The 13275-nt window shown below is 56.0% G+C and carries 12 protein-coding genes; 7 read left to right on the top strand and 5 right to left on the bottom strand.

The window, feature by feature from the left end; all coding sequences use genetic code 11:
* The first annotated feature begins 33 nt into the window (after positions 1-33).
* Positions 34-669, top strand: coding sequence for a pseudouridine synthase (locus BLR63_RS26730; RefSeq protein ID WP_010562487.1), 636 nt, complete (start codon positions 34-36; stop codon positions 667-669).
* On the opposite strand, the gene BLR63_RS26735 is transcribed toward BLR63_RS26730, so the two are convergent.
* Positions 664-873, bottom strand: coding sequence for a DUF2788 domain-containing protein (locus BLR63_RS26735; RefSeq protein ID WP_042946345.1), 210 nt, complete (start codon positions 871-873; stop codon positions 664-666). The two genes, BLR63_RS26730 and BLR63_RS26735, sit on opposite strands and share 6 nt — an antisense overlap.
* An 88-nt stretch (positions 874-961) precedes the next feature.
* A complete protein-coding gene (locus BLR63_RS26740; protein WP_003194418.1) occupies positions 962-1441 on the bottom strand; it encodes an Lrp/AsnC family transcriptional regulator in 480 nt (159 codons plus the stop codon).
* Positions 1442-1857: 416 nt separating this feature from the next.
* Here BLR63_RS26740 and BLR63_RS26745 point away from each other — a divergent pair, with 416 nt between their 5' ends.
* Entirely contained in the window at positions 1858-2913 is a 1056-nt protein-coding gene (locus tag BLR63_RS26745) for a DUF6515 family protein (RefSeq protein WP_010562489.1), read from the top strand.
* Here the strand turns inward: BLR63_RS26745 and BLR63_RS26750 are convergent.
* Both BLR63_RS26750 and BLR63_RS26755 read right to left on the bottom strand, forming a co-directional pair.
* Positions 2910-3803: a cation diffusion facilitator family transporter gene (locus BLR63_RS26750; RefSeq protein ID WP_010562490.1), complete on the bottom strand. Its 894-nt coding sequence runs from the start codon at positions 3801-3803 to the stop codon at positions 2910-2912. The genes BLR63_RS26745 and BLR63_RS26750 overlap by 4 nt on opposite strands.
* A 9-nt stretch (positions 3804-3812) precedes the next feature.
* A complete protein-coding gene (locus tag BLR63_RS26755; protein WP_010562491.1) occupies positions 3813-4232 on the bottom strand; it encodes a hypothetical protein in 420 nt (139 codons plus the stop codon).
* Between the two features lie 184 nt (positions 4233-4416).
* Between BLR63_RS26755 and hrpB the strand changes: the two genes are divergently transcribed.
* The 5 genes from hrpB to BLR63_RS26780 are packed head-to-tail and all read left to right on the top strand — an operon-like array spanning position 4417 to position 12844.
* The gene (gene hrpB / locus BLR63_RS26760) at positions 4417-6921 is read left to right on the top strand and encodes an ATP-dependent helicase HrpB (RefSeq protein ID WP_010562492.1); all 2505 of its coding nucleotides are present in this window, start codon (positions 4417-4419) and stop codon (positions 6919-6921) included.
* A gap of 55 nt (positions 6922-6976) precedes the next feature.
* Entirely contained in the window at positions 6977-8443 is a 1467-nt protein-coding gene (locus BLR63_RS26765) for a site-specific integrase (RefSeq protein ID WP_010562493.1), read from the top strand.
* Positions 8440-10368: a hypothetical protein gene (locus BLR63_RS26770; protein WP_003132543.1), complete on the top strand. Its 1929-nt coding sequence runs from the start codon at positions 8440-8442 to the stop codon at positions 10366-10368. Before BLR63_RS26765 ends, BLR63_RS26770 begins: the two co-directional genes overlap by 4 nt.
* Complete coding sequence (locus BLR63_RS26775) at positions 10365-12413, top strand: hypothetical protein (protein WP_003132545.1); 2049 nt, start codon at positions 10365-10367, stop codon at positions 12411-12413. Before BLR63_RS26770 ends, BLR63_RS26775 begins: the two co-directional genes overlap by 4 nt.
* A gap of 2 nt (positions 12414-12415) precedes the next feature.
* Complete coding sequence (locus BLR63_RS26780; RefSeq protein WP_010562495.1) at positions 12416-12844, top strand: hypothetical protein; 429 nt, start codon at positions 12416-12418, stop codon at positions 12842-12844.
* 132 nt (positions 12845-12976) lie between these two features.
* Here the strand turns inward: BLR63_RS26780 and BLR63_RS26785 are convergent, their stop codons facing one another.
* Complete coding sequence (locus BLR63_RS26785) at positions 12977-13198, bottom strand: helix-turn-helix domain-containing protein (protein ID WP_010562496.1); 222 nt, start codon at positions 13196-13198, stop codon at positions 12977-12979.
* Between the last annotated feature and the right edge of the window lie 77 nt (positions 13199-13275).

A 13275-nucleotide genomic window follows, 5' to 3' on the forward strand; every position in this document is an offset into this window, starting at 1 on the left:
TTGTCGGTCCTGACCGTTAGATGTTCCTTTGCCATGTCCCGTCCCACCCGTCCCGATTCGCGCCGCCCTAGCGTGAAACCTCCGTATTCCGCTGCGCGTCGCGTCGCCAAGGCGCCACCGGCCGAGCCGAAGTTGATCCTGTTCAACAAACCGTTCGATGTGCTGACCCAGTTCAGCGACGAAGGCGGGCGCGCGACCCTCAAGGATTTTATCGACATCCCCGGCATCTACCCGGCCGGCCGTCTGGACCGTGACAGTGAAGGCCTGTTATTGCTGACCAACGATGGGCAATTGCAGGCGCGGATCGCCGATCCCAAGCACAAGCTGGCCAAGACCTACTGGGTGCAGGTCGAAGGCGAGCCCACCGAAGCTCAACTGCAACGCCTGCGCGATGGCGTGGAGCTTAACGACGGGATGACCTTGCCCGCCGAGGCGCGGCAGTTGGACGAGCCTGAGCTGTGGCCGCGCAACCCGCCAGTGCGTTTTCGCAAAAGCGTGCCGACCCACTGGCTGGAGCTGGTGATTCGTGAGGGGCGTAACCGCCAGGTACGGCGCATGACGGCAGCGGTCGGGCTGCCGACGTTGCGTCTGGTGCGGGTTCGTATTGGGGAGTGGACCCTCGACGGCCTCGATCAAGGCCAGTGGAAAGCTGTGCCGGCGCGCTTATAAAGCGCCGGACTCGATCAGGCCGATCACCACGCTCTTAATGATGAACGCGGCCACGCCCAGGCCCAGCACGAAAAACAGGATGAACGAGCCAAAGCGTCCAGCCTTGGACTTCTTCGCCAGGTCCCACACGATAAAGCCCATGAAAATAATCAGGATGGTGACCAGTCCGGTCATCATCCATTCTTCAAGCAGGGCAGGGTCGATCGAATTCATTGCAAGTCTTCCGACAGAGGCGGGCGGGAAGTATACGGCAGCGCTACAGGCACAGCATTGACTTGGGTCTTCATCGATCTCAGGTTCGCAGGTGAGTCAATGGCAACTCGGTGCTGTTGAGCACCTGGTTGAGTACAAAGCTCGACCGCACGCTGGTCACGCCTTCGATGCGGGTCAGATGGCCCAGCAGCAGTTTCTGGTAGTGATCCATGTCCGGCACCACCACTTTCAACTGGTAGTCCGCATCCATCCCGGTCACCAGGCTGCATTCCAGTACCTGAGGCAAGGTGCGGATGGCCGCCTCGAAATTCTCGAAACGCTCGGGGGTGTGGCGGTCCATGCCGATCAGCACATAGGCCGTGAGGCTCAGGCCGAGCATCTTGCGATCGAGCAGGGCAACCTGGCGCGCGATGTAGCCGTCGTCTTCCAATTGCTTGACCCGGCGTGAGCAGGGCGAAGGCGACAGGCCGATACGCTCGGCCAACTCCTGGTTGGAGATCCTCGCGTCGCGCTGCAATTCCGCCAAAATACTCAGGTCGTATCGGTCAAGCTTGCTCATTGGGTTGGCCTTTGTCGTAACTATTGCGGCGAATTATCCCTTGAGGGTTAAAAATTGCGCAAGCACTGTTTATTGACGCAATCTTCGCAATCATCTGTCGGGCGAGAGCGGGTATCTTTATCAACAGAATCACCGCCTGGACAACAGTCCACAGCAGCTCGCCCAATCAGGCCCGCTGCGGCCGCCACCCCAGCAGGGTTGAGTCGGCCTCCAGGCTGCACACTGTCCACAAGACGGCGTGAGGTGAGCCAACGTCAAAAGCGTTGAGCCAGGACGAAGTTCTCAAGGGGTGGCCGACGGGTCACCCCTTTTCTTTTGCCGCAAGAAAATTGTTCTCGTGACTGATAACCTGTCCCAGAACCGGGCGAGGCTTTTCCAGTCTCATGTGTATGCCCTAAACCGCAGTGAGGAAAAGCATGAAGCGCATCTGGCGTATGGCAGGTGTTGGTGTGTTGGTGGTCAGTGTCGGCGCACAGGTAATAGCCGACGAACGCGATAACGCACCCCGTGAAGGCCAAGTGCCGCCGGGGGCGGGTAGTCAGCATGAACGGGGCGTTGAAGGTGGCCGGCGGCCGGAGAACAATCCACCGCGTCCTGAGAACAATCAGCCACGCCCGCAGAATCAGCCACGTCCACAGAATCAACCTATCGAGCGTGGCGGCCAGAACGGCAACGCTCAATGGCAAGCTCACCCTCAAGGCAATGAACAGCCACGCCCGGCACCCCAGCCACAACCCGCGAACACCCTGCCGATCCAGAGCCGCCCGGATACGGTGCGCCAGACCCAGGAACCGCGCCAGGGTTACTACCGCGACATCCCGCGCCGCAACGACGGCAACCCGCAGTGGGAAGCCGGTGGTCCTGGTTCGCGTCCCGGCGCCAACCCGCGCCCGGATGACCACCGTTGGCCAGGTCGTCCCGACGGCCATGGCAATGGCTGGGGCCCAGGCCCGCAGTATCGCCCCGGCTATGTTGTCGACCGCTTTCCCGACCGCAATTACCGTGTGCCGTATCGCGGCCAGGACTATTTCTTCTCAGGTGGCTACTGGTACCGTCCACAGGGGCCGCGTTATGTCGTCGTGGCGCCGCCGTATGGCATCCGTGTGCATTACTTGCCGGACTATGCACGCGAAGTATGGGTAGGCGGTTCGCTGTTGTTCCTTGCCGCCGGCGCCTACTACGCCTACGAAGAAAGCACCCAGCAATATGTGGTGGTGGAACCGCCGGCCGCCGTCCCCGCGCCACAACCTGCGCCCCAGGGCAACGGCTATGACGTGGTGGCCTATCCCGCCAATGGCCAGTCGCCGGCCCAGGTGCAGCAGGACGGTTACGACTGTTATCGCTGGGCGGTGCAGCAAAGCGGTTTCGACCCGCAGGCCGTCACCTATGCCCCCGATCCAGCGGTGGTCCAGGCCTACCGCCAGGCCCAGGGCAACTGCCTGAGCAGTCGCGGCTACCAGGTGCAGTACTAGGCCTGGGCGCCGTTGACCACATCCAACGGGTCGGCGTGCACCAGCACTTCGGCGCGCGGGTAGGCGGCGTGAATGGCATCGGCGGCCTGGTCGCTGATGCCATGGGCCACTGATAGCGTCAGTTCCCCCGGCAATTCCAGGTGCAACTGCACAAACCAGTGGTTGCCGGATATCCGCGTGCGCAAATCGTGGGCGCCCAGCACACCCGGCACGCCACGGGCCAACTCCAGCATGTGCTGGCTGACGTCCGGCGGCAGCTCTTCATCCATCAACACCGCAAAGCTTTCCCGGGCGATCTGGATGGCGCTCCACAGGATATAGACCGCGATGCCCAGGCCAAACCAGGCGTCCACCTGATGGAAGCCCAAGCCCGCCACCACCAGCGCAATCAGAATGCTGCCATTGAGCAGCAAGTCCGAGCGGTAGTGCAGCGAATCGGCGCGCACCGCACTCGAGCCCGTTTCCCGCACCACCCGGTGTTGCAGGATCAGCAGGGCCACGGTCAGCACCAGGGACAAAATGATCACCCCAATACTCAACCACGGAGCCCCGACCGGCTCGGGATGCTTGATGCGCTCGAAGGCCTGGAGCGCAATCAGTATGGCGCTGCCGGCGATGAACAGGGCTTGCGCCATGCCAGCCAGCGATTCCGCCTTGCCATGGCCATAACGGTGATCGTCATCGGCCGGGCGCAGGGCGTAGTGCACCGCGATCAGATTCAGCAGCGAGGTCACGCCATCGAGCAGCGAGTCGGTCAACCCGGCGAGCATGCTCACCGAGCCGCTCAGCCACCAGGCAATGGCCTTGGTAACAATCAACACAGATGCCACGCCGACTGACGCGCGGGTGGCCAGGCGCAATAGCCTGGCGTGTTCGGGACTGCTGGTCATAGGGGGTCCTTAAGCGGCGGGTTGCAGGCCCAGGGAAGCTAACTGTTGCACGCTGCCCTTGAACTGGATCAGGCGCGGATCGTCCAGCGGCAGGGTGCGGCCGGTTTCTTTCTGGATGATGGTTTGCAGCTTGGCGTTGTCGACCTTGCCGTCGGCGCCGATGGCTTCGTGGAGTTTTTCCGGGGCGACCTGAGCGGTCTTGCCCGGCTCGAAATAAATCGCACCGGTGGCGAAGTCGACACCAAAGGCGATCAGGCCCGGGATCACATAGAACAGCAGGCCCACGGCATCGAGCACCGCAATCGTCGGGTCGATCTTGCCGTCGATCTGGCCACGGCGGTCGGGGTAGAAGATCGAGCCGCAGGCGGTCAGTTGGCTCAGCAGGGTGACGGCGAGGACACCGCCGATGACACGGGAAGCGATACGCATGGAATATCTCCTGTCAGGCTCTAGTAGGAGCGAGCTTGCTCGCCAAAGACGTCAACGATAACGCGTGCCGCCTGGATGTGCGCGGCGCTCTCGGGTTTTTCGCGAGCAAGCCCGCACCTGCAAGAGACCATCGCCGGCATCCGACAGTTCGCCGTTATACTCGCCGCTCTGCTTTGGAGCCAGTATGAAATCGTTGCCGATCGATGATGTTTTACCCGCCCTGCGTGACGCCTTGGCGAATCGCCATGAAGCCGTGCTGGAAGCGCCGCCCGGTGCCGGTAAAACCACCCGCGTGCCCTTGGCCTTGTTGAATGAACCCTGGCTGGCCGGGCAGACCATCCTGATGCTCGAACCCCGTCGCCTCGCCGCCCGCGCCGCCGCCGAGCGGCTGGCCAGCGAGCTGGGCGAGAAAGTCGGTGACACCGTTGGCTACCGCATCCGCCTCGACAGCAAGGTCGGCCCCAACACCCGCATCGAAGTGGTCACCGAAGGCATCCTCACCCGCCGTCTGCAGGACGATCCAGCATTGGACGGCGTGGGTTTGCTGATCTTCGACGAATTTCACGAACGCAGCCTCGACGCCGACTTGGCGCTGGCCCTGAGCCTGAATGGCCGCGAGCTGTTTCGCGACGAGCAACCGCTGAAAATCCTGCTGATGTCCGCCACCCTTGAAGGCGAGCGCCTGGCCAGTCTGCTGGACGACGCGCCGATCCTGCGCAGCGAAGGGCGCATGTTCCCGGTGCAGATGCGCTGGGGGCGCCCGTACCAGGCCGGTGAATTTATCGAGCCGCGCGTGGTGCAGACCATTCTCGACGCCCTGCACGACGAAACCGGCAGCGTGCTGGTGTTCCTGCCGGGGCAGGCGGAGATTCGTCGAGTCCATCAGCAACTGATCGACGCCCTGGGCGATCGCCATGAGGTGCTGTTGTGCCCATTGCATGGCGAGTTGGACCTGAACGCCCAGCGTGCCGCGATCGACCCGGCACCCGCCGGCAAGCGCAAAGTGGTGCTGGCCACCAACATCGCCGAGACCAGCCTGACCATCGACGGCGTGCGTGTGGTGATCGACGCCGGGCTGGCGCGGGTGCCGCGGTTCGACCCCGGCAGCGGCATGACCCGCCTCGACACCCAGCGCATCTCCCGCGCCAGCGCCACCCAGCGCGCCGGTCGGGCCGGGCGCCTGGAGCCGGGGGTGTGTTATCGGTTGTGGTCCGAAGACCAGCATGAAGGCCTGGCCGCCTACGGCAGTGCGGAAATTCTCGCGGCCGATCTTGCCGGGCTGGCCTTGCAACTGGCGCGTTGGGGCGTCACGCCTGCGCAACTGGTGTGGCTCGATCTGCCGCCGACCGCCGCGTATGCCCAGGCGCAGGATTTGCTGCAACGCCTGGGCGCCTTGAATGACGACACCCTGACCGCCCATGGCCAGAAAATGGCCGAACTGCCGGCGCACCCACGTATCGCCCATCTGTTGTTGCGCGGGCAGGACCTGGGGCTGGCGGCCACGGCCTGTGATGTCGCCGCGTTGTTGGGGGAGCGCGATATCCTGCGCGGCGGCGGCGCGGACTTGCACAGTCGCCTGGCGCTGTTGTCCGGCGAAGAACGCACACGCGGCACTCAAGGAGGCGTGCAGCGGGCCCGGCAACTGGCGCGGCAATATCGCGGCTATTTACGCGGCAAGGCGACTCAACCGGTCGCCGATCCAGAACATCCGCGCTGGCTCGGCGCGTTGCTCGCCCTGGCCTACCCCGACCGCGTCGCCCAGCAACGCCGCCCCGGTGGCGCCGAATACCGCCTGGCCAACGGCCGCGCCGCGCTGTTCGCCGAGGCCGATAGCCTGATGAAACAACCCTGGCTGGTGATCGCCGACCTCGGCAGTCGCCAGGGCCAGCGTGAAGAACGCATCTACCTGGCGACGGACTTCGATCCGGCGCTATTCGATAGCGTCCTCGCCGAGCAAGTGCGCAATGTCGACCAACTGGATTGGGACGAGCGCGAAGGCGTACTGCGCGCCGAACGCCAGCGCAAAGTCGGCGAACTCGTCCTCAGCCGCGAACCGCTGACCGGCCTGGATGAGTCCGCGCGCACCCAGGCGCTGGTCAACCTGGTGCGCCGCAAAGGCCTGGAACTGCTGCCCTGGACCCCGGAACTGCGCCAATGGCAGGCCCGCGTGATGCTGCTGCGCCAACTGGACGCCGGCAAAACCAGCGAATGGCCCGACGTCAGCGACAGCGCCTTGCTCGCCGGCCTGGAACACTGGCTGATGCCCTACCTGGGCAAAGTCTCGCGCCTGAGCCATTTCGCCAACCTGGATCTCTCCAGCTACCTGCACAACCTGCTGCCCTGGCCGCTGCCCCAGCGCCTGGACGAACTGGCACCGCACCATGTGAAAGTCCCGTCGGGCTCGTCGGTGCGCCTGGACTACAGCGAGCAACCGCCGATTTTGGCCGTGCGCCTGCAAGAATTGTTCGGCCTGGCAGACACCCCACGCATCGCCGGCGGGCGCCAAGTGGTGAAGCTGCACCTGTTGTCGCCGGCGCGGCGGCCGGTGCAAGTGACCCAGGACCTGGCGAACTTCTGGCGCAGTACCTACGCCGAGGTGAAGAAGGACCTGAAAGGGCGCTATCCGAAGCTATTCCATAAGTTAGACCCTTGGGTTGAATCGCTTAACAACAAAAAGATTGACAGGTAGCGATTGTAAACTGACGCATAACATATAGGATTGACTGATTCATCAGGGGGGGCGAATGTCCTACACCAATCCGCGTCACGAAGGTCGTCTGATTCTCATCCCGAATTTGCAGGATGCCTTCGCTATCCTGCATGTCAGTGAAACGCCTCGCGGCTCTATTGAGTCAGCGCTTGAGGGGGCTGAATCCAATCTGCTTTATAAATGCGATGAAGTCGGTTCAGGGAATGACCGTGCCCTGTTCAATTTCCCATTTTTGTTTAGTGCTAATGGCAACCCTTGGCACGAAGCGAACGACTACTTGCTGAGTCTCATGCGTGATAGGGCTCCTGCAAGTCGACGCACTGATGATGTTAGGCGTCGTGCCAGTAAACTGTTGGATTACCTCCTATTCTGTGAGGATAACAATCTGGATTGGCTCGACTTTTCCGGTGCCCGTCCTTCGCTTCGCCCGACTTACAAGTACTTCTATCACCTGATTAAAGAAGGCCGTCGCAGTAATCAGGTCATCAATCAATATACCGCTGCGGTCTATCACTTTTATAAGTACGTTTCCGAGCATTGGCATTACCTCGATCTAAAGCGTGTTGATACGATCAAGCAAGTGCGGCTTATCGTGCAGAGCCCAAAAGGCGCGAAAATCATCGATGCTGAAAAGCGCAGCCAAACGCGGCGTACGCCGCCTAGTAGCTCCGTTCCTTTGGGATTCGTGCGTGAAGATGGCGAGGATCTTCGACCTCTCTCCAATCTTGAGTTAGGCGCGCTTTTGGAGGCCATTAATGAAAAGAAATGGTCAACGATTGAGCGGTTGATTCTTCTCACGTCTCTGATGACTGGAGCTCGTAAGCAAAGTGTTTTGACCATACGCTTGAAGCATTTGAAAGGATTTACAGAAGACAAACTAGTGCCGGAATGTGCCTATAAATTGCATGCCGGCCCGCGCACAGGCATTGATACGAAATTTGACAAAACTCAAGTTCTGTATGTTCCAAAGCAACTTGCTGAAGAATTGGTCACGCTTGCACGTAGTCCGATGATGAGGAGACGGCGGGAAAAATTTCGTGCTCAATTAGAAGTCAGTCATCCCGGTCTGTTGATAGAAGAGGACGATATGTATTTGTTTCTCTCCGATCAAGGCAATTGTTATTACATGGCTTCAAATGATCCGCGTTACGCAATTGTTAGGTCGCCACAGACAGGGCAGGTGACGGAAACAATAAAGCGAAAATTGCAGAGTACAGCTTCTAGCCAATTTCCAAAAGATTTTACATATCACTGGCTGCGAGCGACTTTTGCCTATCAACTCTACCAGCGCCTGCAACCGTTGGTTCAAGAAGGCGTTTTGAAATTAGGGGAGGATATTGATTTTATTCAAAAACGTATGCATCACGAGTCTAGGGAAACAACTGAAAACTATCTAAAGTTATTCAATATGACTCACGAAAAAGTCATCGCCCAAGAGGTGTGGGAGAAGAAATTGTTTAACGGTAACTACGAAGTCATGAAATTGACGGTCCAAGAATGAGTAGTCGGCAGCTGTTAGAGCATCGCGAAAATACAAAAATTATTACGCTAAATGAGTTGGTTCAGGAGTTTTCCGAACCTGAGCGTTTGCGATTGCAGCTGACCGTTAAGGTTAAAAAGAAGCCGTTAGATATTGGTAGTTTTGCATATCTCATTCGTGGTAAGAATAAAAGTGTTCATGATGATCGCGGGACGCCATTGGTGATTGAGTCGTTCGTTGAAAGTCGTCGTGAGCTGATTGTGAGAGTTTTGGAGTCTTTTGTCGGTCTGCGTGATAAGTCAGTCTTGGCAAATTTCTTCCATACCGAATATTTTATTGATTGGTTGAACGCTGAGGGTTACCGAGAAATATTTTCCAGTAGCGTGGATGCTCAAAAGGCATATCGAGATTATACAGCGCATCTAAATCAAAAAATATCCGATAAAAAGCTGAAGCCCCGGACCGCGTCAAGCTACCAAACTAGAGCATCCAGCCTGATCAAATTACTTTATCCAGATAATAGTGTCCATATTCTTGCTGGTGCAGTAAGGATTGTTCCAGATAGAGGTTCTGCAACAGCAGGCGCTGCTCATGTCGAGTTGTATAGAGATGTTTGCTTTGCCATTGCCCAGCAGTGCAGTGATTTTATCTTGAATAAAAAACCTTACCCGCTCGTGGTTGGAGTTAGAGATTATGAAGTTGTTATATTTCCGTCCAACCGAGGCGCGAGCAGCCCATTTAAGGATGCTGCTCCTTCATATAACTCAGCTGAGCGGCGAATTGCTACGGCCGAAGAATACTTCGCGGCCTTCGAGAGGCTTGGCCGAAAAAAGCCGAGAAATTATAATGTCGCGCGCGAACTAAGAAGCTCCCAGGCATCTTTGGATGCGGCTAATGAAGATGGGCGCAACTGGCATCGTCTTAATCTAGCGAGTCTTGCGGCGAAAGCCTATGCTATCCTTTTTTTTATGATTACAGGTGCCACTCCGGCTGAATTTGAGCAGTTTAGTTACGAAGACGCACTCAAAGTTGAAAAGTCCCCTCTCAAGAAAGAGTTGTCGGCTGTGAAATTTCGGGCTGGCGGAAAGTCAACGCTTTACAACATTGGGCGGGGCTCGGGTTTGTCGCTGCTGAAAGAGTATTTAAAGCTGCGTGCGTGGATTTTGGATGGTGCGAGACATGAGCGACTATTCTTTGCAATGCCTACGTCTGGTCAGCTTAGAACTTGCAAAAGCTTTGGTGATCTTAACGTGACAAGCTCCTTAGAAAAATTTTATGAGTTTATTAGCGGGGTCTTTCTTGATCCGACTGTACCAAGACTTTCAACTCGTAAAATACGCAAGCACAAAAGCACTGAAATGCACTCTGCACGTTTGTCGCCGTCCACGGTAGCGGCATCCCTCAATCACACCGAAGCGGTGAATCTTTCTACCTATGCAGAGGCAACACCTGAACAGCAGCAATCCGAGTTCAGCCTGTTTTGGGATGCAATACGCCACGCTGCTCATGTTGTGCGTGAGCGAAGCCGCAAGGCTGTAGCAAGTAGTGTCGCAATAGCGGCGGGTCACTGCGAGGATTTCAATAAGCCGACGTCTGCCACTGATGTGGGATTGATTATAGAGCCGAACTGCCGCACCCAATATGGTTGTTTGTACTGCGAAAACTATTTATGTCACGGCGATGAGGAGGATCTGCATAAAATTCTGAGTTTGCAATACGTGGTCAATGCCGTGCGTAAATCGGCCCCCGATGCAGCGCATACTGAGGCACTTTTCAAAGAGTTATCTATCCGGATCGAGTTTATAGTCGATGCTCTTAGTGAGCGCTCTAGCTCGGTGAAACAGACAGTCGAAAAGGTTAAAGCTAAGGTGTTTGAATACGGCGAGTTAACTAAGTTTTGGGAAGTCCGGTTGGGTCGCTATGAAAAAATGGGGATCGTATTTTGAGTGCTGCTGTTCAGTCGATAGGTAGTCTTTTTTCTAGCGGCCAGTTTCCAGTCACCAGCCAGCCAGATAGTGCGGCTCAGCTGTATGGGAAGCCCGCGTCGGATTTTGTTATCTGTCGCACTGAGTATGGCAATGCAACGGCAGTGTACGGCGAGTCTGTATGGGACTTTAACCCGTACAGGCTGAGTGCAAAAAAAATTGGCCGAATACGCTTCGATATGGTGTTCGGTGATTATGGTCATGATCAGCAAGCGCTGATCGAAGAAGCCAAATATCTTCTGTATTGTCTTATTTATTTCGCTGGCGGTGGGCGGATTGGTAAGCTGAGTGCATCTACGATTATTTCATATTGGGTTGTGCTGCGCATCGCTATGAAGTTCTGCTATGCGCAGAAAAAGAAGTCAATGGTTGGTGTGCTGTCCTTGCAGCAGCTTTTTACCGTGCCTGTTTATCTAGCGGCTTTTGTTAGTGAAAGTAATTTTGACAAGACGGTTCTTAGTGGGATATTGCACGGATTGATTAGTGTGGGCGAGGAACGCCTAGGGTATGTTGTGCTGAATCCAAGAGTTTTTGATTTGAGAAGACCTGATTCTAAACAGCATCCGGTAATTCCGACACGCCTTTATTTGAATTTAATAAATATTTGTGGCGACCTGCTCGATCATCTTTACTTGGGTGTTGGGAATATTGATTCATTTATATCGTGCTTTGCTGATGAGTATTTCGGTCTTACTCCGCACCGTCAAAAATCTTTGGGGGTTGGTGGTAAGTCGCGCTATCGCCCCGGTATTCAGCAAGCAATAGAGGAATATGGTCTGGCTGCGGTTTTTGTCGGTGAGTTTGCCTGTTCCGAAAAGAGAAAGCTGCAGCGAGTCCTTCTCAAGATGCAGTATGTGGTGAGAATGGTGATACACCTATATACCGGCATGCGTGATCAAGAGGTGATGCGTATGTCTTATAACTGCTTATCTGATCAAGTCGTGAGATGTTCAGTGGTTGATGATCAAGGTTTTATGCGCGATCAACCGCAATCAGTACACATATTATCGACTACCACGAAGTTTAGCGGTTACAAGAAAGAAAGCGCATGGTTCGCGGCAGGCGAAGTCGTCAAGGCGGTCGAGGTTGGCCAGGCGATTTGTCGTGGTTTAGCCCGGCTCTATAGGATTGAACTGGATGATCGTTGTCCGCTATTCATCAATCCGTCCGTCCTGTGTAAAACGAAGAATTGTGCAGAAGTTGGTGTAACAGACTTTACATTGAGAGCAACGATGGGCAGTGCTTTGAAATCCTTATCGATTCAATCAGAGGATTTACAAGAGTTGGCTCAGAGCGACCCTTCTCGTGACTTTTACAATGAGCCAGATTTTGCAGTAGGCCAGCCCTGGCCGCTGACTAGCCATCAATTCCGACGTTCGTTGGCCTTCTATGGAAGCAGTAGCGGCTTTCTCTCGCTACCGACTCTGCGAGCGCAGTTCAAGCATATGACCATTCAGATGGCGCGCTATTATGCGAATGGCTTTGATAACTTGCGCACCATTTTTGGCTACTATGACGAGAAGAAAATAGACTTCGTGCTACCATATAACCACTTTGCTTTCGAGTTCCAGATGGCCATGCCGATGTCGGTGGCCAATCAGTTGATTGCAGATCTGCTGTTCAAAGAAGAACCGCTGTTTGGTGGCACCGGTTCATACATGCAGAGGCAGAAAGAACGTGTTGAAGCTGGCGAGATAAAGATTGAAGATATTCGTGCCGATACAGAGCTTCGGGTGAAGAACGGTGCAATTAGCTATCGGCCAACGCTACTCGGTGGTTGCACCAAGGTGGGCCGCTGCGATTCCTTCATGCTCGGTGACTATACTGAATGTTTGTCCTGCGAGGGTGCGATTATCAAGCCCTCCAGGTTAAGTGCGGCCATTGAGGATGCGAAAAACGAGTTGTCAAACTACGCAGAAGACTCAGGCGAATATCAAATTGTGAAGGGCGATATTGAGCGCCTAATGGTTTTCAAGACTCGCCTGATCGACACTGTGGAGCTTTAGTCATGAAGTCTGGTGAAGGAATAAGCAAGGGGGTTGGTGCCTGTCAGGAAGCTTTGCAGCGCCTTCTCGATGGGAAGCCTTTTATGCCCGAGCATGTAGGGCTAGACCTATCCAAACTTACCGCGAGCATCGTCAGTCATGAGGCTGGATTTGACCGTGGTTATCTGAAAAAGTCTCGCAAAACACATTTGCCATTACTCGCAAAGATCGAGGCTTGTCGTGCTGAGGCTGACAAGGGCTGCGGCTCATCAAGTGGTAAAAGCATTAAACGTTTAGCAGATAAAGTTTTGTTTTTAGAAAAAGAGCTGGCGATGGTCAGTTCGCAGCGTGATCGAGCGCTTACACAGAACCTCCAGCTATGGGCGCGCGTGAGAGAACTGGAACTAGCTGAGCGTCAGAACAAGTCACGCCGGGTTCGGCTACATCATTGATAGATTTACGCCTCCTCGACAGCATCACAAGCGTCGGGGAATGTTCTAGCTAGTAGTCTGGATAATGAGGTTAGGGCCGACAGCATTAATGCAATTTCAAGCCTTCTTGAGCGCCAGCGTCGATCAGGTGGGCTAAAGCTCTGACGCCTGAGGCAGTAGGCCGCATGGATCGCATGCAAGCACGCTTGCGATGCGATACAGCTTCTCGACGGTGATGTTGACCTCGCCACGTTCGATCCGCCCTACGTAGCTGCGGTCGATATTGCACGCCAGCGCCAGTGCATCCTGGGAAATCCGGCAGGCCTTCCTCTGCACTCGGATGCGTTCCCCTAACGCTTTCGCCAACTTATCCATGACCGTCTCAATTCAACTTGAGGCGGCACTATCGTGCGTTTGCGGACGCACAGGCCACGGATTATAATCCGCATTTC

This window comes from Pseudomonas extremaustralis (assembly GCF_900102035.1).
GTDB lineage: Bacteria > Pseudomonadota > Gammaproteobacteria > Pseudomonadales > Pseudomonadaceae > Aquipseudomonas > Aquipseudomonas extremaustralis.